The following is a 25227-nucleotide window of genomic DNA, read 5'->3' on the forward strand; positions in this document are numbered from 1 at the left end:
ATGCCGGACTTGATCCGGCATCCAGAATATATTGCAATGGCTGGATTCCGGCGTTCGCCGGAGTGACGCAAATTTTTAACTTTCGATAAGATTGTCAAACAATCTGACCATACAAATCTTGCCAAGCTGGATTAACTTTTTCAATCAAATCCAGCTTCCATTTTCGTTTCCAGTTTTTAAGCTGCTTTTCTCTTTGAATGGCGGCTTCCATTGTTGCGTGTATTTCGTACCAAACCAGTTGGTGAACGTTGTAGCGCTTGGTAAAATCTGCAATGATATTGTTTTTGTGTTCCCATACCCGTTTAACGAGGTTCGACGTTACTCCAATATAGAGTGTTCCGTTACGTTTGCTCGCTAGAATGGTAACAGCCGGTTGCATGGTTGCCGGTGACCTCCTGGATTCCGGCATTCGCCGGAATGACGAACCGGAACATCCCCTAACCTTACGGTACCTCCACCGAATCGAAAATCCGCCCGACGATCTGGTCTGTGTCGATATCCTCGGCCTCGGCTTCGTAGGTCAACAGGATGCGGTGGCGCAGCACGGCCGGGGCGATGGTCTTGACATCCTGGGGGGTCACGTAGGCGCGGCCCTGTAAAAAGGCGTAGGCCCGGGCGGCCAGACTGAGGAAGATCGTGGCCCGGGGCGAGGCGCCGAACTGGATGTAGTGGGCCACGTCAATGTTGTAGTCGGCCGGGTTGCGCGTGGCGAAAACCAGATCGACGATATACTCCTTGAGTTTTTCGTCCATGTAGACGCGGTTGATCAATTCCCCCACGGCGCTGATCTGGGCCGGGTCCAGCACCGGCTGCACCGCCTCCGGGGCGTCGAACCCCACCCGTTTCATGATCTCCTTCTCCTCGGCCTTGTCCGGGTAGTCGATGAGAATTTTGAGCATGAAGCGGTCCACCTGGGCCTCGGGCAGCGGGTAGGTGCCCTCCTGTTCGATGGGATTCTGCGTGGCCAGCACCAGGAAGGGATCGGGCAGCGGAAAGGTGGTGTCGCCGATGGTCACCTGGCGCTCCTGCATGGCTTCCAGAAGGGCGGACTGCACCTTTGACGGGGCGCGGTTGATTTCATCGGCCAGGATGATGTTGTTGAACAAAGGACCCTTTTTAATGCTGAAATCACCGGTCTTGGGCCGGTACACCTCGGTGCCGACAAGGTCGGCGGGCAAGAGGTCGGGGGTGAACTGGATGCGTTTGAAATCGGCGTGCACCGTATCGGCCAGGGCCTTGACCGCGCTGGTTTTGGCCAGGCCGGGAACGCCCTCGATGAGAATATGGCCGCGGGTGAAAATTCCCATGAGCAGCCCGTCGATCAGCTCCCGCTGACCCACCAGCACCTTTCCGATCTCCTCGCGGATGCGGTTGACCACGAGATGTTTGGCTTCAATCTGCGCGTTGAGTTCTTCCAGCGGCACGGGATTCTCCTTTTAGTTTTCGCTTTTGGGAAAAAAGTGCGCCGGTGGGGGCCGGCGTTCAAACCAAGGCCAAAATAGGCGAGGTGTCCGGGGTTGTCAAGGTGGTCAAAACACGTTGGCGGTTAATCGCATTTATATTTAAAGATAGGCGGTTACCTTATGGAAAAAATTATTTTTTGGTAATACACGCTTTTTTTCCAAACCCACCCCCGCCCGGAGTGAGAATGCGGAAGCGGTCACCGGGGCTGGCGATAATTTCGTTCTTGGCCCCCAGGTTCAACCGGCGGCCGTCCTGGTGGATGAAAATGTTTTCCCCGCGCCGTCCCGGCTTGCCGCCTTCCAGGCCATAGGGCGCGAAGACCCGGCGCTCGGAGAGGATCGCCATGTTGAGCGGTTCGAGGAATTCCACCTCGCGAACCAGCCCGTCGCCGCCGCGGTGCTGCCCGTCGCCGCCGGAGCCCTGGCGGATGGAGAATTCCCTGAGCAGAATCGGATAGCGCCGTTCGAGGATTTCCGGATCGGTGATGCGCGTGTTGGTCATGTGGGTGTGCACGCCGGTCTGGCCGTCCCAGGTGGGACCCGCACCGGCGCCGCCGGCGATGGTTTCGTAATAACCGAAGCGGTCGTTGCCGAAGGTGAAGTTGTTCATGCATCCCTGGGAGGCTGCCACCACGCCAAAGGCCTTTAGCACCACGTCCACCACCCGCTGGGAGGTGAGCACGTTGCCGCCCACCACGGCTGCCTCGATGGAGGGATCCAAAAGGCTGCCCTTGGGGATGTGGATGGTGATCGGGATCAGGCAGCCGTCGTTGAGCGGCAGGTCCTTTTCGATCAAACAGCGCAGGCTGTAGAGGATCGCCGAACGGGTCACTGCCGCCGGGGCGTTGCAGTTGCCCCAAATTTCGAGGCCGGTGCCGGCAAAATCGAACACGGCGCTGCCGTCCCTGCGGTCGATGGTCAGCGAGAGCACGATGGGGCTGCCGTCGTCCAGATAGTCCACGGCCGTGACCGTATCTTTCTCCCCCATGCCCTTGGCCCGGGATAGGTCCTGCAAGCGGCTGCGCACCGCCGTCTCGGCGGCGTCCTGCACATGGCCCATGTACGCTTGCACCCCATCCAGGCCGTAGTGATCGACCATTTCCAGGACCAGCTCGATGCCCTTCTGGTTGGCGGCCACCTGGGCCTTGAGATCGGAGATGTTGTCGGCCAGAAGGCGCGTGCCCGAGATGGCCGGTCGGCCCGGCAGGGGCGTGAGCCGGCCCGGTGCCAGGAGCAGATCGCTGATCCCTGCTTCCTGGAAGATGCCGTTTTCCACCAGTTTGAACGAGCTGATGCAGGCGCCCTCTTCTTCGATGCGCCGGGAACCCGGCGGCATGGAACCGGGCGAGATGCCGCCGATGTCGGCGTGGTGGCCGCGGCTGGCCACCCAGAAGATGATCCGGTCGTCCCGGAACACCGGGGTGATCACGGTGATGTCGGGCAGGTGGCTGCCGCCGGCCGCCGGATGGTTGGAGACCAGCACATCTCCCGGAACCAGGTTGCCCGCCTGGCGGCGGATCTGTTCCTTGACCGCGGCGCTCATGGAGCCCAGGTGCACGGGCAGGTGGGGCGCATTGGCCACCAGGTTGCCCGTGGGGCCGAAGAGGGCGCAGGAGAAATCCAGGCGTTCTTTGATGTTGGTGGAGATGGCGGTCTTCTGCAGCATGCGACCCATCTGCTCGGCAATGGACATGAACAGGTTGCTGAAGATGGAGAGCCGGACCGGGTCCACCCGGGTATCGAGGCGCTCGGCGCTGCCCTCGCCCACCTGGATCTGGATGTCGCCGTAGCGGCTCACCGTCGCCCGGCAGTCCGGCTCGACCACGATGGTGGCCGCGTCCTGGATGATGATTGCCGGGCCGTCGATGGCGTGGCCGGCCTTGAGATCGGCCATGCGGAATATGGCCGTCTCGCACCAGGCGTCTTCGAAGTAGCAGGGTTGGCGGTCCACCGGCACGGCCGCTCCCTCGGCGGCGAAGATGGGCACCTTGCGCAGGCCGGCGGCCTGTCCCTGGGCGCGGACCCGGAGATCGTCGACGTGGATGTCGCGATCGGTCAGGTCGAAGCCGAACTCCCGGCGGTAGGTGGCCTTGAAGGCGGCTTCGAAATCGCCGTCGTCCGGTTCGGGGATCATCAGGGCCGTGTCCGTTCCGTGGTAGCGCATGTTGAGGTAGCGGACGGCCGTGATCCGGTCTGCGCTAAATCCCTGAGCGGCGAGTTCGCGTTCGGCATCGGCCTGTATGGCGGCCAGCTGCTCCTGCAGTTTCCGGTAGGCGCTTTTACCATAAACCATGGCCGCGGGTTGCTGGCGTTCGGCGACCACGTTGGCCAGGCCGATGCCGTAGGCCGAGAGAATTCCGGAAAAGCGGTGGATGAAAATTTTCGAAATGCCCAGGCTGCGGGCGATGGCACAGGCGTGCTGGGCGCCGGCGCCACCGAAGGTGGCCAGAATGTGTTCCTTGATGTCGAATCCGCGCATGACCGAGATTTCGCGGATGGGGCGCACCATGGTTTCGTTGGCCACCCGGAGGAAGCCCATGGCCACCTCCTCTACGGTCATGGCATTGTTGCCGCTGCGGTTGGTGTAGGCGTTGATTTCCTGGGTCAACGTCTCCATGGCGTCGCGCGCCGCCTTCAGGTCCAGGGGTTGGTCCTCGGTGAGGCCGAAGATGTGGGGGAAGTAGTCGGGCTGCAGGCGTCCCAGAACCAGGTTGGCGTCGGTGACGGAAAGGAAGCCGCCTTTGCGGTAGCACACCGGTCCGGGGTGGGCGCCGGACGATTCGGGCCCCACCAGGAACATGCCGTTGTCGAAAAAAAGGCGGCTGCCGCCGCCGGCGGCCACGGTCTTGATCTGCAGCTGGGGCGCCTGGATGCGCACCCCGGCGGTTTCGGTCTCGAAAGCCAGTTCGTACCCCCCGCCGAAACGGGAAACGTCGGTGGAGGTGCCGCCCATGTCAAAGCCGATCACCGGCTGGCCGGCTGAGTCGCTGAAGGTAGTCATGGCGTAACCCACCACCCCGCCGGCCGGCCCGGAGAGGATCGCCCGGCTGCCGGTGAAGTCGTCGGCCCGGGCCAGGCCGCCGTCCGACTGCATGAACAGCAGGTCCGCATCGGACAAGCCGCCTTCAAACCCCTCCCTGAAACTGTCCAGGTAGCTGCGGATATGGGGATTGAGGTAGGCGTCGGTCATGGTCGTGTCGCCCCGGGCCACCAACTTGACCATGGGCATCACCTGAGAAGAAAGGGAGATCTGTGCAAAGCCCATCTCCCGGGCCAGACGCCCAACGGCCTGTTCGTGATCCGGCCAGGCATAGGCGTGCATAAAAACCACCGCCAGGCTGCGGATCCCCTGGTCAAGGATCTGCTGCAGCGGCGGGCGCAATGACTCCGGATCCAGCGCCTCGATCACCACCAGGCGCTCGCCGGTGACGCCCCGGACCACCGGTGCTTCGGGCTCGTCTTCATCGTCGCGTAGCAGGCGCAGGCGCTCGTCCGCTTCCACCACACTCTCGTAAAGCAGTTCCGGCTTGCGGATTTTTAGGTCGAAGATATCGGGCCGGTCCTGATTGCCGATCTGCAGGATGTCCCGGAAGCCCCGGGTGACCAATAGGGCGCAGCGGGCGCCTTTGCGCTCCAGGAGGGCGTTGGTGGCCACGGTGGTACCCATACGGATCCACTCGATCATCTCTTCCGGCACGCGATTTTTGGGAATGTCCAGGCCGGTGACGTCGGCCAGCACCCGCCGGATGCCTTCCCGGGGGGCATCGTCGTAATTCCGCGGATCTTCGGAGAGGAGCTTGACCACCCGGAAGCCGGGCTCACCGGGCACTTCGGCGTAGATGTCGGTGAACGTGCCGCCGCGGTCAATGGAAAAACGGATTTTTGTTGGGTCAGCCATGTTGGATCACTTTGCATGGGTTCTGTTCTGAATGGTCACTAACTAAACCGAATCCTGAGAGGCTTGGCAAGCCTTGATCTCGGATTCGATACTGCTCCGCCTTAAACGGCGACCGATGCAAGGATCTCGATTTTGATGCCAACAGGAGCGAACAGATTGAAGGGAAATCAACGCTATGACCACGCCGACGAAAATAGGAATGCGGTAATCGATAATCCAGAGATAACCGCCGATAGCCGGCAGAAAAACCACGGTAACGTTGTTGAACAGGGTCGTCCACGCCTGAAGCCCGACGGTTGAGCCGATGGCGAGCACCACCAGGTAGAGAAACATGGGAATTTTTTACAGTTGATTTTTCAATCCAAGTTTCGATATTAGTTACGGTTCTATTTGCAAAATGCAAGGATCGTAATCGAAATGAACATTTTACTGGTCAATCCGCCCAATTGCGGACGCAGCATCCCTGAGGAGAATTACGGGATTTCCAGCATTAAAATGATCTTTCGCGGCGAGCCCCTCAGCTTGGAGACACTGGCGGGCAACCTTGCGGGCCATGCGGTCGTGATTGCCGACCTCAAGGCCGATCCGCTGGCGCTTTCTCCGGAAAAGCTGCCCTTCGCGCCCGATTTGATCGGACTGACCGGGGTTACCTGCGAAGCCAATACGATCCTTTCTCTGGCCGAGTCGCTCAAGTCCCGCTTCGGTTGCCCGGTGGTGGTCGGCGGTCACCATGCCTCCTGCGATCCCGATTTTTTCAGCCGGCCCTTTATCGATCATGTGGTTGTCGGGCTGGGAAAACTCAGCTTCCGGCAGCTGGTCGATGCCATCGAAACGGGGCGGCCGCCTGAGGTTGCCGGTATTTTCAACGTTCAAGCGGGTACGCCCGGCCCCTTTACCGCGCGGAGTTACTCCACGGCCGACCTGGTGGATGAGCAGCCGCCACGCTACGACCTGGTGCAACAGCATCGTGAAACCTATGTGATGAGCGGGGTGGGCGGGAAAACCGGATTTGTGGCGTCGGCCTTTGGCTGCACCCATGGCTGCGCCTTCTGCTGCATCCCCAAGATGACCGACGGCCATTACCTGTTGCACAGCAATGCGGCGGTGGTCAGGGATGTGCAGGCCATTAGCGATGTTGCCACCATCCGGCTGGTGGATGCCAATACCTTCGGCAATGTGAAGACAGCCACCGACCTGACCCGGCGGTTCATGGCCGCCGGGATTCGGACGCCTTTGGCGGCCGACGTCCGCTCGGACACCGTGGTGCGTCATCCGGACCTGTTCGCCCTCTGGCACAAGGCCGGGCTGCGGGTGGCGGTGATCGGATTCGAGGAGATCAGCGACCGGCGGCTGGAAATGCTGGACAAGCGCAACACGGTGGCCACCAACATCGCCGCCACACGGATTTTGAAGGATCTGGGGATCCGTATCGTGGGAGACTTTATCGTATCTCCGGACTACACCGAGGCCGATTTCGACCGTTTGAGCGACTTTATCGACCATAGCGGTATCGACCTGCCCATTCCGGCCATTCTGACCCCCATTCCCGGCACGCCGCTTCATCGGCGCATGGCCGCACAAATCCGAATCGACAACCTGGACTACTATACATTTACCAATGCGGTGACAGCCACACGGATGTCGGAGGAGCGGTTCTACCGGCGCTATGCAGCCCTTCTGGAAGGCTGCCTGGCGCATGTGCATCCGGCAGGCGCCCATGGCAAAAAGGAGACGGCAACGTGAGTGTTTACATTAACCGGCTGTCGGCATACCTCCCCGGCGAGCCGGTCTCCAACGGCGACATCGAAGCGGATCGCTGGTTCACCAATCTGGCCGAGACCGGCAATACCGGTTGCGCATCCATCTACATCATCCTGGAGGCGCTGTTTTCCTCGGGCCGGCTGGAAGCCGGTCAGCGACTGCTCTGCTTCATTCCGGAGAGCGGCCGGTTTTCGCATTGTTTCATGCACCTGACCGTCGTCTGACAGATGGGAAGCGGAGTCGTTCCATGAAAATTGAAGAGGTCCCCCAGGATCAAGGCATGATCACCGATGGGCGGCGGGAGGTGTGTTACGCGGTCGACGATCAGGGGCGCTACGTGCTGGCCGGCAGCGCCGGCTGGGAGCCCAAGAATATTGCCAACCGCCAGGCCTGGGACCGGATCGATCAAACCGTTGCCGCCACCCTGGACCGGATCCGTGCCGGCAAGGCCAGCCCGCTGGCCTACTACATGGCCCTGAATCAGATGGACGTGGGGCTTTTGGCCAAATATGCGGGAATCGGCCGGCTGAAGGTCTGGCTGCACCTGAAACCGGGGCCTTTCGGGCGCCTGTCGCCGGCGGTGCTCAAACGCTACGCCGATGTTTTCGACATTTCCGCAGACACCCTGAAATCGGTCCCGGAGGACCGGGGGGACGGATCCCGAGACCGTTAACCCAGAAGGAAGGTCGGCTCATTTGACCGCCAGTGCACCAGAACCCATAGAGATCGATTTTGACCATCGCCAATCGGCGCACTGCGAAAGCGGCGTCTGTGCCAACCTGCTGCGCCACCATGGTATCGAGATCAGCGAAGCCATGGCTTTCGGTATCGGCTCGGGCCTGTTCTTCGCCTATCTGCCATTCATCCGCATCAACGGGCTGCCCCTGACCACCTATCGCTGCGAGGTGGGCGGGATCATCAAACGCGTCACCCGGCGGCTGGGTTGCCGGGTCCACTGGCAGAAATTCAGGGATCCGGACAAGGCCATGCATGCCCTGGACGAACGCCTGGCCCAGGGCATACCGGTGGCCTGCCGCACCGGCGGCTACTGGCTGCCCTACTTTCCACCGGCCTTTCGTTTTCACTTCAATATGCACAATCTGGTGGTCTGCGGCAAAGCGGAATACCAGTACATCATCAGCGACCCGGTTTTCCCCGACAAGGAGCGCTGCAGCCGCCGGGATCTCAGCCGGGCCCGTTTTGCCAAGGGCGCCCTGGCGCCAAAGGGTTCCATGTATTTTCTGGAAGCCGTACCCGATACCATCGATCTGGCCGCTGCCGCCCGCCAGGGCATCCGCGAGGTGTGCCGGCGCATGCTGAACACGCCGGTGCCGCTGATCGGCATCCGCGGCATCCGCTACCTCGCCCGGCAGGTGGAAAAATGGCCGCGCAAACTCGGCGAAGAACGGACGGTTCTCTACATCGGCCAGCTGATTCGCATGCAGGAGGAGCTGGGTACCGGCGGCGCCGGTTTCCGTTTCATGTTTGCCGCCTTTCTCCAGGAGGCGGCGGATCTGTTGGATCTTCCCCGTTTTCTGGAGCTTTCCCGGTCCATGACCCTGGCAGGCGACCAGTGGCGCAAATTCGCCGTCATCGGCGGCCGCATCTGCAAGGGCCGGGCCTCAGCGGATGACCATCATGCGGCCATGGCAGCGCTGCTGCAGACCATTGCCGCAGACGAAGCCGCGGTTTACCGGGAACTGCTGCAACTGATCAAAGAATGACGGACTCGTGAAAAAACCGGGCCAGGAACGTTTAAGGCAACCGGAAAGCCTCAGTCGGCAGATGCCGAACAACCCGTAACCTCTTTCGGAGTTGGATTCGGTGCCGATGGCCGAAGCTTTCCAGATGTCCGCTGCTTACCGCTGCTTGTTTAAAATCAGCCGGCAAATGTTGCTCTCGGGTGCCGTAATGAATGCGAACGAGAGAATAAACAGTGGGATGGCAAAGAACAGGCCAACCACTGGAAGAATCAGAAAACCCAAGGCCCCCAAGGCAATTGCCAGGGGCAGGATAATAATGCCGATGGTACGACTGGACCATTTCTGGTTGACGCAATCTTGTCTGTTCATATGAATCCTCCAATGCACCGGTTAATATCACTTTGGGGCAAGCCCGCCGCGAACATGATTCATTAAGGGGTGAAGCCAAACAAGCCGGTTGGGACGGCGGGATTGTTTTCCATCTTGGTGATAAAATGGTCATGAATGGAAAGATATCAACCTAAAAAAGTTAGGCGAGACGAAAAATAGGGGGCAGAAAGGGTACTGAAGACAGGCGTGGTTGTTTCGCTGTCTGTTAATGCCTTTTACATGGGTTTCGCCTTGGAAAAAATCGTGGATGCCAGCTCAATGTCCTCGGGACAGAAGACGAACAGGCACTTGGCATCCGGCCCGGCCACGGATCCGTAAACATAGTTGATGTTGATCCCCTCTTCTCCGAATTTGGTGGCCAGACGTGCCAGTTCACCGGGCTTGTTGTCCAATTGAACGGCGATGACCGGCATGATATCGAAGGTAAAATCGTTCTGGGACAACAGATCGATGGCGGCGTTGGTTTTGCCGTCTTCGGCCAAAAGGCGAATCAGGGCAAACTGCGCCGAGTCCTTGCGCATGGAGTTGTAGCTGGCCGCCGAGGCGATGCGTTTGAGTGATTTGCCCCGGGCCTTGAACAGCTCAAGAACGTAGGCCGACGCATCCTGGATGGTCAGGGCATCGATATTGATGCCGGCTTCGGCCATGAGGTTTGCCAACCGGCCCAGTTCGCCGGGCTCGTTTTTCAGAAAGAGGGATATTTCCGTTCTGACCATCACGCGCCTCCTTATTCAATATTCAATTGATGGGATCATGGATTCCGTTTATCTTTCAATATGTTGTTGGAAATCACCACCCGTTGGATCTCCGAGGTTCCCTCGTAGATGGTAAAAACCCGGGCGTCCCGGTAGTAGCGTTCCACCGGATAATCGGCGGTGAATCCATAGCCGCCGTGCATCTGCAGGGCCTTGGCCGTGACCCGGTTGACCATTTCGGATGCGAAGAGTTTGGCCATGGAGGCCTGGGCCGTGTAGCGCTCCTTGCGGTCTTTCATGGCCGCTGCGGAAAGGGTCAGTTGCCGGGCGGCCTCGATTTCCGTGGCCATGTCGGCAATCATCCAGCGCAGCCCCTGGAATTTTGAGATTTTCTGCCCGAACTGGTCCCGCGCTTTGGCGTATCGCACGGCAGCGTCGAACGCCGCCTGGGCCACACCGAGGCTCTGGGCGGCAATGCCGATTCGGCCACCGTCCAGTCCCTTCATGGCGATTTTAAATCCTTCGCCCTCCTGGCCGAGTCTGTCGGCGGCCGGTACGCGGCAATCTTCAAAATGCAGGTCGGTGGTGTCCGAGGCACGCAGGCCCATCTTGTCTTCCATGTTGCCCACCACCAGGCCCGGATTGTCCTTGGTGACGATAAAGGCGCTGATGCCCTTGTGGCGGGCATCGGGATCGGTTTTGGCCGTGACGATCACCAGCCCGCAGTTCTTGCCGCTGGTAATGAAGCGCTTGGTGCCGTTGATCACATAGTGGTTGCCATCCTTGATCGCAGTGGTTTGCTGGCTGACCGGATCGGATCCTGCCTCCGGCTCGGTCAGGGCAAACGCACCAATATACTTACCCATGGCCAGATCTTTGAGGTAGTGCTGTTTCTGATCCTCACTGCCAAAATTGAGGATGCTTTCGCAAACGATGGAGTTATGCACCGACATGACCACCGCCGTGGAGGCACACGAGTAGGCGATTTCGGAGAGGGCCAGCACATAGCCCACACTGTCCGAATCGGAGCCTTCGTACTTGAAGGGCACCATCATCCCCAAAAGCCCCAGTTCGGCCATTTTTTTCAGGTTCCTGGCGGGAAATTCCTTGGTTTTGTCCCGCTCTGCCGCAGTCTCGGCCACAACCTTGCGGGAGAACTCGCGAACCATGGATTGAATCATCAGTTGTTCGTCGGTCAGCTTGAATGACATGGCGTAATCCTTATCACGATAGAACGGTTACGCAGCGTGGTTGCCGGCATGATTCCGGTGTTGCCATGTATGTCGACCTGAAACGGGTGGGGACGTCAGACGTGCCGACAGGACAGATGGCGCTGCGATGACGGCTGCGACGGTTACGGATTGTAAATGACCACAATCAGTTCGGCGTCCGTCTCGCCGGTATTGCGCAGAAGGTGCTGGATGCCGGAATTAAAATGCAGGGAATCCCCGGGGCCGAGGGCATTGATGTGCTCGCCGACCATAACTTCGATGGTTCCTTCGAGAACGTAAACGAACTCCTCACCCGTGTGATTGTAGCTGACCCCCGGGTGATCCTGCTTGGCGTCGATCTTGACCCGAAAGGCCTTGAGGTGTTTGTTTTCCGCACCCGGCGTGAGGGTGGTGTACGCATAGTTCGAGGTGCGTTTGGTGTACGCCTTGATGCGGTCCTGCATGCGGCCTTCCTCATCCTTGAGCAGGTCGCCGGAATCGATCTCCAGCGCCCGGGAGAGCTGCAGCAGCGAGCCCACCGGTGGTGTGACCTTGCCGCTTTCCACCTGTTTGATGAAATCGATGGAAAAGCCGGTCTCGTTGGCCAGGGTGGCGTAAGTCATCTTCTTGTCGGTTCGGGCCTTTTTGATCCGCTTGCCCACTGGTGTGAGTCGACCGGTTTTTTTGGCGGGCATGGGATACCTCCTTTTGGAGAGAAGGGGGTCGAGGGTTCAAGGGGTCACGACAGACCCCTTGAACCCTGGATTTTTCGAATCCGATTAGATTAATATTCGTAGAATCCTCTGCCGGTTTTTCTACCCAACCAACCGGCTTCGACATATTTTCTCAGCAGCGGGCAGGGCCGGTATTTGGAATCCTTGAATCCCTCGTAAAGGGTTTCCATGATGGCCAGGCAGGTGTCCAGGCCGATCAGGTCGGCCAGGGTCAGGGGGCCCATGGGGTGGTTCATGCCCAATTTCATGACCGTGTCGATGTCTTCCCGGGAGCCGACGCCATGGTAAAGGGCGAATACCGCTTCGTTGATCATGGGGATGAGGATGCGATTGGCGATGAAGCCGGGATAGTCGTTGGCCAGGGCCGGTGTTTTGCCGAATTTGACGGACAAATCCCAGGTGGTCTGGAAGGTCTCATCGGAGGTGGCGATTCCGCGGATCACCTCCACCAGTTTCATCACCGGCACCGGGTTCATGAAATGCATGCCGATGACTTTTTCCGGGCGGCTGGTCTGGTTGGCGATCCGGCCGATGGGGATGGAAGAGGTGTTGCTGGCCAGGATGATGCCGGGTTTGCAGATTTCGTCCAGGTCTTTGAAAATATTGAATTTGAGAGTCTCGTTTTCCGTGGCCGCCTCGACCACGAAATCCGCCTCGGCCTGATCTTTGAGATCGGCAGTGATCTTGATGCGTCCCAGGATGGCGTCTTTCTCTTCAGCCTGGATTTTCCCCTTCTCAACGTTTTTTCCCAAGATTTTGGCGATATTGGCCAGGCCATTTTCGGCAAATTCGATCTTGATATCACTCATGATCACATTGAGGCCGGCGGTGGCCGCCACCTGAGCGATGCCGTTGCCCATCTGTCCCGAACCGATGACGCCAAAGGTGTTGATTTCCATTGTTCTCCTCCTGTTGAATGGGTTTAAATAGAATAACTGAGGTAAAAAATTGATGGATCTTATCTTCTCCGCGGGCGCTTGTTTGCGCCCCAAAACGGTTCCTACCGGTTAACCACCATGGCCACGGCCTCTCCGCCGCCCAGGCAGAGGGACGCCAGGCCGGTTTTTTGATCCCGGCGGATCATTTCGTACAGCAGGGTCACCAGTACCCGGCAGCCGCTGGCACCGATGGGGTGGCCCAGGGCCACGCTGCCGCCGTTGACATTGGTTTTGTCGGCGGAAAGCCCCAGCTCCCTCATCACGGCCACGGTGGAGCCCGAAAAAGCCTCGTTGACTTCGTAAAGGTCCACGTCGTCAATGTCAATGCCCTGTTTTTTGAGCGCTTTGGGGATGGCCCAGATGGGCGCCACGAGCACGTATTTCATGTCAATGCCGTAAGACGCCTGGGCACCGACGGTGGCCATCACCGTGCAACCCAGGGATTCGGCTTTTTCCCGGGACATGAGCACCACCGCCGCGGCGCCGTCGCTGATGATCGAGGCATTGCCGGCGGTGCCGAAGCCGTCCTTTTTAAAGGCCGGCTGCATTTTGGTCAGGGCCTCGTACGTGGTTTCCCGGGGGCATTCGTCCCGGGCGAATAGTTTTGGCTCGCCCTTGCGCTGGGGAATGGGCACGGGCACGATTTCCGCATCGAAACGGCCGCTGGTGATGGATTCCATGGCCCGGCGATAGGATTCGGCGGCAAAGCGGTCCTGGTCTTCGCGGCTCACCTGGTAGCGCTCGGAGCACAGTTCGTTGGACATGCCCATGTGGAAATCGTTGACCACGTCCCACAGGCCGTCGTGGACCATAGAGTCCTGCAATTGGCCGGGACCCATGCGATAGCCGAACCGGGCCTTTTCTAAGTAATAGGGTGCCCTGCTCATGTTCTCCATACCACCGGCGACGACGATATCGGCATCGCCGAGCTGGATGGCCTGGGCACCGAGCATTACCGTTTTGAGGGCCGATCCGCAGACCTTGTTGACCGTGATGGCCTCCGCCTCCCAGGGCATACCGGCCTTGACCGCGGCCTGTTTGGCCGGGTTCTGGCCGTAGCCGCAGGGCAGGACCTGGCCCATGAGAACTTCGTTGACATCGTTTTTTTCAATGCCCGCCCGCCTGATCGCCTCTTCGATCACGATCGCTCCCAGATCGGTGGCGCCGATACCGGTGAGTGATCCGTTGAAGCTGCCCAGTGGCGTTCGTACGGCACTGACGATTACTGCTTCTTGCATATTTATTCTCCAAAAGGAAAAAGGGTTCAAGGATTCGAGGGGTCAAGGGGCAGAGAGAAGGCATTGGGATGATAGCGTTTGGCGCTTGAATCCTCGACCCCTTGGACCCTTCTTTTACATATTCCTCCGGTACTGCCCCCCCACATCGTACAGCGCGCCGGTAATCTGCCCCAGACTGCAGGTTTTGACCGTTTCCATCAGTTCGGCAAAAATGTTGCCGCCGGAAAGGGCCACGTTCTGGAGCCGTGCCAGGGCGTCGGGGGCCTGGTCCGCGTGGCGGGCCTGGAACGCGGCCAGCCGCTCAAGCTGAGATTCCTTTTCCTCGGTGGTCGCCCGGGCCAGGTCGATACAACCGGCGCCTTCCACCAGATCGGCACCGTCGGCGTGGGGATCGCGGAAGGTGTTGACGCCCACGATGGGATACCCGCCGGTGTGCTTGAGCATCTCGTAGTACATGGACTCCTCCTGGATCTTGCTGCGCTGGTAGCCGGTCTCCATGGCGCCCAACACACCGCCGCGGGCGGTGATCTTGTCGTACTCCATCAGCACTGCCTCTTCCACCAGGTCGGTGAGGTCGTCGACGACAAAACTGCCCTGGTAAGGGTTCTCATTTTTGGCCAGTCCCCACTCGCGGTTGATGATCAGCTGGATGGCCAGCGCACGGCGAACCGACTCTTCCGTGGGAGTGGTGATGGCCTCGTCAAAGGCGTTGGTGTGCAGGCTCTGGCAGTTGTCGTAGATGGCGCACAGGGCCTGGAGGGTGGTGCGGATGTCGTTGAACTGAATGTCCTGACTGTGCAGGCTGCGTCCCGAGGTCTGAATGTGGTACTTGAGCATCTGGCTGCGAAGCGAAGCGCCGTATTTCTCCCTTAAGGCCACGGCCCAGATCCGCCGGGCGACCCTTCCGATCACCGTGTATTCGGGGTCCATGCCGTTTGAAAAGAAAAAGGAGAGATTGGGCGCGAAACTGTCCAGGGGCATGCCCCGGGACAGATAGTACTCGAGATAGGTAAAGCCGTTGGCCAGGGTAAAGGCCAGTTGGCTGATCGGGTTGGCCCCGGCTTCGGCAATGTGGTAGCCGGAGATCGAAACCGAATAAAAGTTGCGGATGTTGTTTTCGATGAAATATTCCTGGATGTCGCCCATCATTTTGAGGGCGAAATCGATGGAGAAGATGCAGGTGTTCTGGCCCTGGTCTTCCTTGAGAATATCGGCCTGGACCGTGCCGCGCACGTTTTCCAGGACCACGCCCTTGATCCGGGCGTATTCGTCTGCTGACAGCGCCTGGCCCTGTTCCTTTACATATTTCTCCACCTCCTGGTCAATGGCCGTGTTGAGAAACATGGCCAGCATGATCGGCGCCGGGCCGTTGATCGTCATGGAGACCGAGGTGCTGGGAGCGCACAATTCGAAGCCGCCGTAGAGGACCTTAACGTCATCCAGGGTGCAGACACTCACCCCGGAGTTGCCCACTTTGCCGTAAATGTCGGGTCGGCGGTCCGGGTCGTAGCCGTACAGGGTCACCGAGTCGAAGGCCGTGGAGAGGCGCTTGGCCTCGCTACCGGCCGAAAGCAGCTTGAAGCGGCGGTTGGTGCGCGCCGGGTCGCCCTCGCCGGCAAACATCCGCGTGGGATCCTCGCCCACGCGCTTCATGGGGAACACACCGGCGGTATAGGGGAAGTAGCCGGGCAGGTTTTCCCGTCGCAGCCAGCGGTAGATTTCTCCGGGGTCGTCGAAGCGCGGCAGCGAAATTTTGGGAATTTTCTGATGGGAGAGGGACTCGGTGTACAGGGGCACGCGGATTTCGCGGCCGCGCACCGTGTAGACCAACTCGTCGCCGGAGTAAGCGGCACGGGTCGTTTCCCACTCCTTGACCAGGGTTTCGGTAGCGTCGTCCATATCGGCACGGGCCTTGTCGATGGCGAGCTTGAGCCGCTCGATCAGATCCTTTGTATCCCCGTCGAGGCTGTCGCCGCCGATGGTCTTCGCCGTCTCTTCGAGGTGCCAGACCCGCCTGATGGCATCGGCCTGGCTTTCGGTTTCACGGTGATAGCCCCTGACGGTTTCGGCGATCTCCGCCAGGTAACGGGTGCGTTCCGGCGGGATTATGATGGTTTTGGAACTGGATACCTTGCCATCCGGCCGCGGCAGGCGGGACGTGAATTCAACACCGGTTTTGGCGTGGAGGGTGTCCAGGAGGGCGTGATACAGGGCGGTCACCCCGTCGTCGTTGAACTTCGAGGCGATGGTGCCGAACACGGGCATCTCGCCCGGCGACTGGCCGAAGGCCATGCGGTTGCGCTGTACCTGTTTGCACACGTCGCGCACGGCATCCTCTCCGCCGCGTTTTTCGAACTTATTGACCACCACCAGATCGGCAAAATCGAGCATGTCGATCTTTTCCAGCTGGGAGGCGGCCCCGAAATCGCTGGTCATGACGTACATGGAGAGGTCCACCATGTCGATGATGTGGGAATCCCCCTGGCCGATGCCGGCGGTTTCGGCGATCGCCAGATCAAAGCCGGCGGCCTTGACCAGGTCGAGCACCTCGGCCAGGGCATCGGGGATCTCGGTGTGGGAGCGCCTGGTGGCGATGGAGCGCATGTAGACCCGCGGGTTATTGATGGCGTTCATGCGGATACGGTCACCAAGCAGCGCCCCGCCGGTCTTGCGGCGGGAGGGGTCGGCGCTGATGATGGCGATGCGGATCTCCTTGAAATCGTGAAGCAGGCGCAGGATCAGTTCGTCGGTCAGGGAAGACTTGCCGGCGCCACCGGTGCCGGTGATGCCGATGACCGGCACTTTGCGATCACCGATTCTGGCCGTCACCGCTTCGCGAAATGGGGCCAGGTGGCCGTTCTGTTTGGCTTTGGCCTGCTCCAAAGTGGTGATCAGGTTGGCCACCTGCAGTTTGTTGTCCGGCGCAAGATCGGTGAGGTTCAGCGCAGTTTCATCCGCCCGGGGAAAATCCATCAACTGGACCATGTGGTTGATGATTCCCTGCAGCCCCATGCGGGTGCCATCCTCCGGAGAATAGATTTTGGCCACCCCGTAAGTTTCCAGTTCTTTGATCTCCTCGGGTACGATGACGCCGCCGCCGCCGCCGAACACCTTAATATGCGGGGCACCGCCATCCTTCAGAAGGTCCACCATGTATTTGAAAAATTCCAGGTGGCCGCCCTGATAGCTCGAAACGGCAATTCCCTGGGCATCCTCTTCGATGGCGGCATCCACGATTTCTTTGACGGCGCGGTTGTGGCCCAGGTGGATGACCTCCACGCCGGTGCTCTGCAAGATGCGTCTGAAAATGTTGATTGATGCGTCGTGGCCGTCAAAAAGCGATGTGGCCGTGACGACGCGCACGTTGTTTTTCGGTCGGTAAACCTGGGGGGTGTTGTTCATGCATCCTCCTGTGGCTGGTCCTGGTGATGATGCGCCGCCGAGCGGGTGGCCGGTCCCTATCCGATGCGGGCCGGTGGGGCCTCTTGGATACATGGTGACAGGCTGCTGTGATGGCGAACGGCAGATTCAGGTCGCAGCACCAACGAAACACGGTTATCAGTATGCCCGGAAAAAAGCGGATAACGACGGGAAGATGCCGCCATCCGGGCGTGTATTATTTATCGGATCGGTCGTGCATTCAAGCCCTGTTTTCAACAGTCCCGCGGAAACCGGGCCAATACCGGGGTATCTTCTTGAATAATAAAAGAATCTTTTCCTTTCAGCTTGTCAACATAAAAAAGGAATCTCCATGACCATTCTATTGTTGACCGATCCGGACCGCAATGGTAGCAATAAAGTAGTGAACCCACCGGAAATGCAGCTTTTATCGAACGCTTCTGATTGGGTCCGCGCAAAACGGAACCGGTGCCCAACCCAGGATCCCGTCGTGGACGTGCAGATCACCGTGGCAGGATGAGGAATTATTTAGTGTCCATCCAGAAATGGCCAATTTGCCCGATATCGGCGTTGCGCAAAAAATTTTATCCTCGGAATATCAACAATATGCCTGTGGTAAAATTTTTGTTCGCGCCTTGATCTCAACCAAATTTTCCTATTTCTGAACGAACACTATTTATTTCCGGCAACCTAAGATCAATGGCCTCTTAAAAAGTCACCGGATCGTCATGCCGGACTTGATCCGGCATCCAGAATGAACTGAATTTACTGGATTCCGGCCTACGCTGGAATGACGCAAAACATGGATTTTTGACTTTTTACGAATCCGTCAAGATCGATTCTCATCCGCATTGCTGTCTCTTCTTCGCAAGGTCCATTTTGTTCTGAAAGCTGAAACCGGCCCGGTTCTTGGAGCGGGCGTTCAATCCTGACGGTTTGGGACGTTGATGACACCCCCACCATCCGATAGGAGAGTACGTAATGATCCGGTTTATCACGCAAAAAAGGAGCGACAACCATGATTACACTGGAAGATATCAGGCTGAGTGAATACACGCTGGAACATCTTCCCCGGTTGGAAGAACTGCGCCGGCTTTCCTTTGTCCGCAAGCCCGAAATCTGTATCGAACGGGCGCGCTGCATTACCAAATACCTGAAGTACAGGGACGACCCCACCGACTCGCCCGAACTGCGGCAGGCCAAAAAGGTCCACCATTTTCTGCGGCGCAAGGCCGCCCGGTTCCATGACTGCAATCTGCTGGCCGGAACCACCACCAGCAAGGCCCTGGGGGCGCCGTTGTTTCCGGAATTTTTTGCGCTTTCCCTGTGGCCGGAGCTGGAGACGGTCAGCACCCGCGAAAAGAATCCCCAGGCCCTGTCCGCGGAAGACGCCCGCGAACTGAACCAGCTGATTTTTCCCTTCTGGATGGACCGGAGCGTCCTGGAAGTGGCCCGCACCCGGTTTGACAATCCCAAATGCCTCAAGCTGTTCGAAAGCCTGGTCTTCTTTATCGCCGGCAAGGCCGGTTGCATTTCCCACTGTGTGCCCACCTATACGCCCATGCTGGAGAAAGGTTTGGTGGGCTTGATCGACGAAGCCACCGCGCGCGAGGCCGAGGCCTCACAGGCCGGTGGCGGGGTCAACTCCCGCCAGGTTCAGTTTTACCGCGCCATCAAAATTGCCCTGCAGGGAATCATCGAATATGCCGGCCATCTGGCCGACGAGGCCGCCTACCAGGCGCGGATCATTGACGATCCGGAGCTGAAAAAGGAGTTTGCCGACATGGCCGAGGTCTGCCGGCAGGTGCCGGCCCATCCGGCCCGGTCGTTCCGCGAAGCGGTCAACGCCATCTGGATCTGCCAGATCGGCATGCATGCCGAAAACATCAACATGGCCATGAGTCCGGGGCGACTGGATCAGGTGCTCTATCCCTATTTCCGGCGGGACATGGACACCGGTCGGCTGGATATCGCCGGTGCCATGGAGTTGATCGGCTGCCTGTGGCTCAAGATTTCCGACAACGTGATCATGGTCCCGGAAGCCTCCGAGGAGATGTTCGGCGGCGCCGGCACCGTTCCGGCCATCACCCTGGGCGGGGTGGACAGCCAGGGCGAGGATGCGGTCAACGACCTGACCTATCTCATGCTCAGGGTCACCGAACTGCTCAAAATCCGCGATCCCAATGTCAACGCCCGCTATCACTACGAGAAGAATTCGGACGATTACCGAAGGCGGGTCGCCGAGGTGATTATCAACACCCGTGCCGTTCCGGCCTTTTTCAACGATGTGGCCAACATCAAGGCACTTTGCGGCCAGGGGGAAACCCTTGCCCATGCCCGGGACTATGCGGTGATCGGCTGCGTGGAACTGGCCAGCAGCGGCCGGGACTATCCGGCCTCGAGCTCGATCATGCTGAACCTGTCGGCCGCCATGGAGATGGCCCTTTACGGCGGCAGGCGGCCCATCACCGGGGAGACACAAATTGGGCCGGCCACCGCGCCGGCCGCGCAGATTACCAGTTTCGAGCAGTTCTGGGAGGCCTTCAAACAGCAACTCGACTGGCTCATCGATCAGGCCGTGCAGACCAATGAGATCCTGGGCGCCGTGCATCAGGAGATGATGCCCTCGCCCCTGCTTTCGGCATTTTTCGAAGGACCCATGCAAAACGGACGGGACCTGATCCAGGGTGGGGCGCTGTATAACTCATCCGGCGCCACGCACATCGGTTTCGCCGACACGGTCGATTCCCTCAGCGCCATTGAATCGGCCGTGTTTGCAAGACAGAAGGTCAGCTTCACGGAACTGGTCCAGGCCATGGAAAACGACTTCAGCGGCGCCGATGGGGAGAAGCTGAGGCTTTACCTGAAGAACCAGACTCCCAAATACGGCACCGAAGATCCCATTGCCCGTAAAAATGCCCGGAACCTGGTGGGGCACCTGTTCCGCACCTACCAGTCCCGGACCAACTACCGGGGCGGCAAGTACCGGCCCGCCTACTGGACCATGACCAACCACGCCGGCCTGGGCGGCATCAGTGGCGCCATGCCCAATGGCCGCAAATCCGGCGGCCTTTTTGCAAGCGGCATCACGCCGGTTTCCGGTGCCGCGCCGGAGTTGACCGCCTGTCTGAATGCCGTTGCCGAACTGGGCGGTGAACAGGTGCCGGGCTGTTGGGCCCTGAACATCAAATATACCCCGGAAGACGATGTGGCGGCCATGAGCCAGCGCTTTGCCCAGACCATCGAGGCGTACTTCAGGGCCGGCGGTCAGCAGGTCCAGTTCAACATCATGGATTACGCCATGCTCAAGGACGCCAAAAAACATCCTGAAAATTATCCCGAACTGATGGTCCGGGTGTCCGGCTACTCGGCCTACTTCAAGGATCTCAACGACCTGATGAAGGATGAGCTGATCACCCGCACCCAGTACGGCCTGACCGACGGACGGGCCGTGCCGTTTAACGATGACTGATTCCCCAAAGGAGCCGAATATGTCCATGGAGATCCCTTCAATCCACCTGAGGCACCTGTGGCAGCGGTTTCAGCAGACCCTTGAAACCGAGGCCGCCGAACAGTTCCTGTCGCTGCTGCTCAACATCATGCGGCTGATGTTTGCCATCGATCATGACTACCGGGAGAACATCCGCAAATTCGACGGACGCTACCAGTTCAACAGCAAGGACGGCAAGATGACCGTCGGCGCCATATTTAGTGACGGCCGTCTGGAGGTCGAAGAGCGGGTCATCGACAATCCCCATATTACGGTGTCGTTTCGCGACGGGCGGACCCTGTTCAACTTCCTGCTGGCTCCCAAGCAGGACATCCTGGGGTCCATGCTGCGCCAGGACGTCCAGACCGATGGAAACCTCAACTACCTGTATCGCTTCGGTTTTCTGGCAAAACAGTTGCAGTTGATGATGACGCCGGGATGACGGTTGGATTGGCCGGCCGGAATCGGAAAGGGCAGCATGGAAGCGATCATCGGGGATATCGGCCGCTATGCCATTCACGACGGTCCGGGCATCCGCACCACGGTTTTTTTCAAAGGCTGCCCGATGCACTGCCCGTGGTGCCACAACCCTGAGTTCATCCGTCCGCAGCCGGAAATCCTTTTTTATGCGGATCGCTGCATCGGATGTGGCGAGTGTGTCGACCGGTGTCCCGAATCGGCGATTGACCTGAACGCTCCGCAGCGGATCGACCGGCGCCGCTGCACGGCATGTGGCGAATGTACCCCGACCTGTCCCACCCGTGCGCTGGCCGTTGCCGGAACGCGTTACGGGGTGGATGACCTGGTGGCGGTGCTGCTGCGGGATCGTTTGTTTTATGATGCGTCGGGTGGCGGTGTCACCCTCTCCGGGGGGGAGCCGACCCTGCAGATGGCATTCATGGCCCGGCTGTTGCGACGGCTGAAAGCGGAGGGGCTCCACACGGTGTTGGAAACCGGTGGGTTCTTCCCCTTCGCGCCATTTCAGGCCGAGTGTCTGGATTTTATCGATCTGATCTATTTTGATCTGAAAATCAGCGATCCGGGTCGTCACCAGCGGATTACCGGCGTGGACAACCGCCTGATCTGGTCCACCCTTGCCCATCTGGCCCGGTGGGCACCCGACCGGCTTGTGCCGCGGATTCCGCTGATCCCCGGGTATACGGCCACCCGGGAGAACCTTATTGCCCTGTCCGGCCGGATCCGTGAAATGGGCCTTGCGCGGCCCGTGCTGCTCCCCTATCACCCCTTTGGACGTTCCAAAGCCGTCCATGTCGGCCGCCAGGCGGATGCCGCCCTGCCCCGGGTGCCCATGAGCGCCGAAGAACTGGCCAGGTGGTCGGCATGTGTTGAACCAAACGATTCCACGCAAAAGATCGCAAAGGAGGAGAACGATGCAGATTGATTTTCACCACGCCACGACCTATGTGGCCGCCCGGCTGGCGGGATTTGACCCTGCGGATGCGGATATCATCGCCTACGCCGCCCAGTATGTTGATGACGCGACCAGCGCCGGGGCGATTCACTTCGACAACAAGGCCATGTACCAACGCATCAGTTCCGCCCACAAGATGCTCGACAAACGCAATGCCGAGGCCCTGGCCAACCATCTGGTCTGGATCCCGTTCCATTTTCTGCCGGGCAACGCCGGGATGGCGGCGGATCAGAACCCGGATGGCGCGTTTATTGAGAAGATCATCTGCACCCCCGACAGCCCCATTGCCCGGGAGATGGTCCGCCAGGCGATTGTTGAAAAAGAGAAGCCTTACGGGTTGCAGCGGCTGGGGGTTGCCATGCACGTCTATGCCGATACATGGGCCCACCAGGGGTTTGCCGGGGTTCTGCATCCGGTCAATGAAGTCGAAAACGCCAAGGAGACGGGAAAATCCGGCGGGTTTTCAAAGAAGCTTTCCACCATCCTGAACGATTTTCTGGATGACGCGATTCCGCCCCTGGGCCATGGCCGGGCCCTGACCTTTCCCGACATGCCGTTTTTAAAATGGCGCTATAAAAATTATCAGGGGGTGGAGATCGTCCGCGACAACACTGCCCTTTTTTGTGAGGCCGCCAACCACCTGTGCATGGCCATGCAGCGCTACATCGCCGGCGATGCCGATGCCGATGTGCCGGGGATGGACGCCGGCGATCGACAGAAAATAGAAGATCTTTTTTTGTCGACCACCAAAGACGACGGTGAAAAAAGGCACGCCGTATGGATTAAAGCCATTAAAAGCGGTGCCTTCAGTTTTGGCGGGGAAACCATCGCCTATGCCGGGAAGGGAAAGGGGTCGTGGAAGGAGCAGGCCCTGGGGACCAATTTTGACCTGCCGGTCCACACCTTTAAAGAAAAATTTATGCAGAGCAACTGGAAACGATTTCACGATGCCGTGCAGGCCCATCGTCTCCATGTGGTCCATGATCTGTTGCCCAAATACGGCATTTGCGCGGCATGACACCGGGGGTCCGTTTCCCGCGTCATGGATACTAATTCAGCATGTAGTTTTCCATATCCGGGAGCCGTGCCGACAGATACGCTTTCAGCTGGTTGATGATCCGTTTTTCCAGTTGGCGGATTCTCTCCCGGGAAATGCCAAAATGGTCACCGAGGGTCTGCAGGGTGTCGGGCTGGTCGGCGAGGATGCGGCGGTCGAGAATGGCCCGGTCCCTCGCGTCGAGCCCCCTTTTGAATTGCTGTGTGTTTTCCTGCAGCAGGGCCTGCATCTGGACGGCCTCGACTTCCTCTTCCGCCGATGTTGACATGTCGACCAGTCGGTCCATGCCCTCCTCGTTTTCACGGCTGCGCAAGGGGGCGTTGAGCGACAGGTCGGCCTGATCGAGACGTTGTTGCATCTCGACAACGTCTTTTTTCGGAACCTCCAGCCGTTTGGCGATGGCTGCCGGTGTCGGTTCAATACCCTCCCGGCTCAATTGGGCGGTGGTTTTTTTCAGGTTGAAAAAGAGTTTGCGCTGGGACTGGGTCGTACCGATACGGACACTGCGGTGATTGTCCATGAGGTATTTGTGAATATACGCCTTGATCCAGAAGCTGGCATAGTAAGAAAACTTAACCTGCTTGCGCGGATCGAATTTGCGGGCCGCCCGAACCAGCCCCAAATTGCCTTCCTGGATCAGGTCCATGAGCGAGACCTGGCCGCCTGTCCAGAAATCCTTGGCGATTTTGACCACCAATCGCAGATTGCCCCTCACCAGCCGGTCCAAGGCGCTTTGGTCGTTTTTCATCTGTACCCTGCGGGCCAGGGTCCGTTCCTCTTCCCGATCGAGCAGCTGGTATTTTCCCATATCCCGTAAATAGAGCTGAATGGCCGAATTGGGTGATGCATTCGTCGTAACGTTCATATTGATATCCTCCACTGGGAATTGTGGTTTTGTCGATGCGCGTTCGGCATTGACGGCCGGATCACCGGCAGCCGGGCGCTTCTTGCCGGCTCTGTAAGATGGGCCAAGGGGACGAAACTGCCGGTCCGGCGTTTATGCACAAACCTAACAATAAGCATGGGAAGGACAAAAGGGAATGGGGGGCTATCCGGTATATGCCGTTTGATGGCAATCCTTGCCCAAAATCAGGCAGTTTTGGACACAACGACCCAGAATCCGGTTTCGTCATCGATGATTTTAAACTCCGTGCAGCCGATTTCACGGAACATCTCGGTGAAACGCCGGTGGCTGTCCGCACCGGCTTTTTTCTTGGCGTAGCAGTCCCATGTGGGATCACGTTCGAGCATTTCGGCAATGACCTGGTCACGGAGTTCCAAATTGCCGAATCCGCCGCCGATATAGGTGGCTCCGCCCACGGCCAGGATGCGGTAGATTTCACTGAAGGCGGATTTGAGGTCCGTCCAGAAAAACATGGACCCCCGGCTGACGATCAGGTCGACGCTGGCGTCTTTAAAAGGCATCGCGTGCACATCCCCCGCTTCCGTGCGGATTCGGTCACCGAGCCCGGCCTCGGTGAAGTTTTCAAGTCCGATCCGGCCCGAGGCTTCCGAAAAATCGAAGGCGATGATCTCCATTTGGGGCGCCTCCCGGGCCATGGCCATGGCCAGCATGCCCGGACCGCTGCCCAAGTCGAGGCAGGTGCCTTTGCTGATTCCGGTAACGGCCATGGCATTGCGCGCAATGACCGGGTAGATGGGCGCAAAGACCGTTTTGGCGATTTCATTCATTTTACGGGCGCCCGCTTCATCGAAAGTGGATGTTCGGGTCTGGGTCCAGTTTTTTTGCATGGTTATGCGTCTCCTTCTATCGGTGATTGCCGTTGACATGGCCGGGTTCCGGTCTGCCGGAATCCG

22 protein-coding genes are annotated in these 25227 nt (G+C 59.0%); 9 read left to right on the top strand and 13 right to left on the bottom strand.

Going from position 1 to position 25227, the window contains the following annotated elements; genetic code table 11:
• Positions 1 to 94: 94 nt before the first annotated feature.
• From GN112_RS17470 to GN112_RS17485, 4 genes are all read right to left on the bottom strand, one after another.
• Entirely contained in the window at positions 95 to 379 is a 285-nt protein-coding gene (locus GN112_RS17470) for a GIY-YIG nuclease family protein (protein WP_155311392.1), read from the bottom strand.
• 64 nt (positions 380 to 443) lie between these two features.
• Complete coding sequence (locus GN112_RS17475; protein ID WP_231713885.1) at positions 444 to 1424, bottom strand: AAA family ATPase; 981 nt, start codon at positions 1422 to 1424, stop codon at positions 444 to 446.
• A gap of 169 nt (positions 1425 to 1593) precedes the next feature.
• Positions 1594 to 5361, bottom strand: coding sequence for a hydantoinase B/oxoprolinase family protein (locus GN112_RS17480; protein WP_155311393.1), 3768 nt, complete (start codon positions 5359 to 5361; stop codon positions 1594 to 1596).
• 42 nt (positions 5362 to 5403) lie between these two features.
• Complete coding sequence (locus GN112_RS17485; RefSeq protein ID WP_155311394.1) at positions 5404 to 5694, bottom strand: hypothetical protein; 291 nt, start codon at positions 5692 to 5694, stop codon at positions 5404 to 5406.
• A gap of 84 nt (positions 5695 to 5778) precedes the next feature.
• Here GN112_RS17485 and GN112_RS17490 point away from each other — a divergent pair, with 84 nt between their 5' ends.
• From GN112_RS17490 to darH, 4 genes are read left to right on the top strand one after another with little or no spacing between them, the layout of a single operon-like run.
• On the top strand, positions 5779 to 7104 hold the full coding sequence (locus GN112_RS17490) for a B12-binding domain-containing radical SAM protein (RefSeq protein WP_155311395.1): 1326 nt from the start codon (positions 5779 to 5781) through the stop codon (positions 7102 to 7104).
• Positions 7101 to 7346: a 3-oxoacyl-[acyl-carrier-protein] synthase III C-terminal domain-containing protein gene (locus GN112_RS17495; protein WP_174247663.1), complete on the top strand. Its 246-nt coding sequence runs from the start codon at positions 7101 to 7103 to the stop codon at positions 7344 to 7346. Before GN112_RS17490 ends, GN112_RS17495 begins: the two co-directional genes overlap by 4 nt.
• Positions 7347 to 7369: 23 nt before the next feature.
• Entirely contained in the window at positions 7370 to 7795 is a 426-nt protein-coding gene (locus GN112_RS17500) for a DarG family dialkylresorcinol biosynthesis protein (protein WP_155311397.1), read from the top strand.
• A 22-nt stretch (positions 7796 to 7817) separates the two neighbouring features.
• On the top strand, positions 7818 to 8846 hold the full coding sequence (darH, locus tag GN112_RS17505) for a BtrH-related acyltransferase DarH (protein ID WP_231717051.1): 1029 nt from the start codon (positions 7818 to 7820) through the stop codon (positions 8844 to 8846).
• Positions 8847 to 8981: 135 nt separating this feature from the next.
• Here darH and GN112_RS17510 read toward each other — a convergent pair whose 3' ends face one another.
• The 7 genes from GN112_RS17510 to icmF form a co-directional block, all read right to left on the bottom strand.
• A complete protein-coding gene (locus GN112_RS17510) occupies positions 8982 to 9194 on the bottom strand; it encodes a hypothetical protein (protein WP_155311398.1) in 213 nt (70 codons plus the stop codon).
• Positions 9195 to 9430: 236 nt separating this feature from the next.
• Positions 9431 to 9931, bottom strand: coding sequence for an amino acid-binding protein (locus GN112_RS17515; protein ID WP_155311399.1), 501 nt, complete (start codon positions 9929 to 9931; stop codon positions 9431 to 9433).
• Between the two features lie 35 nt (positions 9932 to 9966).
• Entirely contained in the window at positions 9967 to 11121 is a 1155-nt protein-coding gene (locus GN112_RS17520) for an acyl-CoA dehydrogenase (protein ID WP_155311400.1), read from the bottom strand.
• 143 nt (positions 11122 to 11264) lie between these two features.
• Complete coding sequence (locus GN112_RS17525) at positions 11265 to 11816, bottom strand: helix-turn-helix domain-containing protein (protein ID WP_155311401.1); 552 nt, start codon at positions 11814 to 11816, stop codon at positions 11265 to 11267.
• An 89-nt stretch (positions 11817 to 11905) separates the two neighbouring features.
• Positions 11906 to 12754, bottom strand: coding sequence for a 3-hydroxybutyryl-CoA dehydrogenase (locus tag GN112_RS17530; protein WP_155311402.1), 849 nt, complete (start codon positions 12752 to 12754; stop codon positions 11906 to 11908).
• Positions 12755 to 12855: 101 nt separating this feature from the next.
• Positions 12856 to 14031, bottom strand: a complete 1176-nt coding sequence (locus tag GN112_RS17535) for an acetyl-CoA C-acetyltransferase (RefSeq protein WP_155311403.1) — start codon at positions 14029 to 14031, stop codon at positions 12856 to 12858.
• Between the two features lie 114 nt (positions 14032 to 14145).
• Positions 14146 to 17433 carry a fused isobutyryl-CoA mutase/GTPase IcmF gene (gene icmF / locus GN112_RS17540; protein ID WP_155311404.1) on the bottom strand — a complete coding sequence of 1096 codons (3288 nt, stop codon included), beginning with the start codon at positions 17431 to 17433 and terminating at the stop codon, positions 14146 to 14148.
• Between the two features lie 349 nt (positions 17434 to 17782).
• On the opposite strand from icmF, the gene GN112_RS17545 reads away from it, so the two are divergent.
• The 5 genes from GN112_RS17545 (at position 17783) to GN112_RS17565 (ending at position 23370) form a co-directional block, all read left to right on the top strand.
• The gene (locus tag GN112_RS17545; protein ID WP_155311405.1) at positions 17783 to 17950 is read left to right on the top strand and encodes a hypothetical protein; all 168 of its coding nucleotides are present in this window, start codon (positions 17783 to 17785) and stop codon (positions 17948 to 17950) included.
• A gap of 498 nt (positions 17951 to 18448) precedes the next feature.
• Entirely contained in the window at positions 18449 to 20902 is a 2454-nt protein-coding gene (locus GN112_RS17550) for a pyruvate formate lyase family protein (protein WP_155311406.1), read from the top strand.
• A 25-nt stretch (positions 20903 to 20927) separates the two neighbouring features.
• Positions 20928 to 21362: a hypothetical protein gene (locus GN112_RS17555; RefSeq protein ID WP_155311407.1), complete on the top strand. Its 435-nt coding sequence runs from the start codon at positions 20928 to 20930 to the stop codon at positions 21360 to 21362.
• 36 nt (positions 21363 to 21398) lie between these two features.
• Positions 21399 to 22322, top strand: coding sequence for a glycyl-radical enzyme activating protein (locus tag GN112_RS17560; RefSeq protein ID WP_155311408.1), 924 nt, complete (start codon positions 21399 to 21401; stop codon positions 22320 to 22322).
• The gene (locus GN112_RS17565; protein ID WP_155311409.1) at positions 22312 to 23370 is read left to right on the top strand and encodes a DUF6765 family protein; all 1059 of its coding nucleotides are present in this window, start codon (positions 22312 to 22314) and stop codon (positions 23368 to 23370) included. The genes GN112_RS17560 and GN112_RS17565 overlap by 11 nt, the downstream gene beginning before the upstream one ends.
• Before the next feature lie 31 nt (positions 23371 to 23401).
• Here GN112_RS17565 and GN112_RS17570 read toward each other — a convergent pair whose 3' ends face one another.
• Both GN112_RS17570 and GN112_RS17575 read right to left on the bottom strand, forming a co-directional pair.
• The gene (locus tag GN112_RS17570; RefSeq protein WP_155311410.1) at positions 23402 to 24274 is read right to left on the bottom strand and encodes a sigma-70 family RNA polymerase sigma factor; all 873 of its coding nucleotides are present in this window, start codon (positions 24272 to 24274) and stop codon (positions 23402 to 23404) included.
• 224 nt (positions 24275 to 24498) lie between these two features.
• Entirely contained in the window at positions 24499 to 25161 is a 663-nt protein-coding gene (locus GN112_RS17575) for a class I SAM-dependent methyltransferase (protein WP_155311411.1), read from the bottom strand.
• Positions 25162 to 25227 lie beyond the last annotated feature (66 nt).

Origin of the sequence: Desulfosarcina ovata subsp. ovata, from assembly GCF_009689005.1 — a bacterium.
In the GTDB taxonomy this organism is placed as follows: Bacteria; Desulfobacterota; Desulfobacteria; order Desulfobacterales; family Desulfosarcinaceae; genus Desulfosarcina; species Desulfosarcina ovata.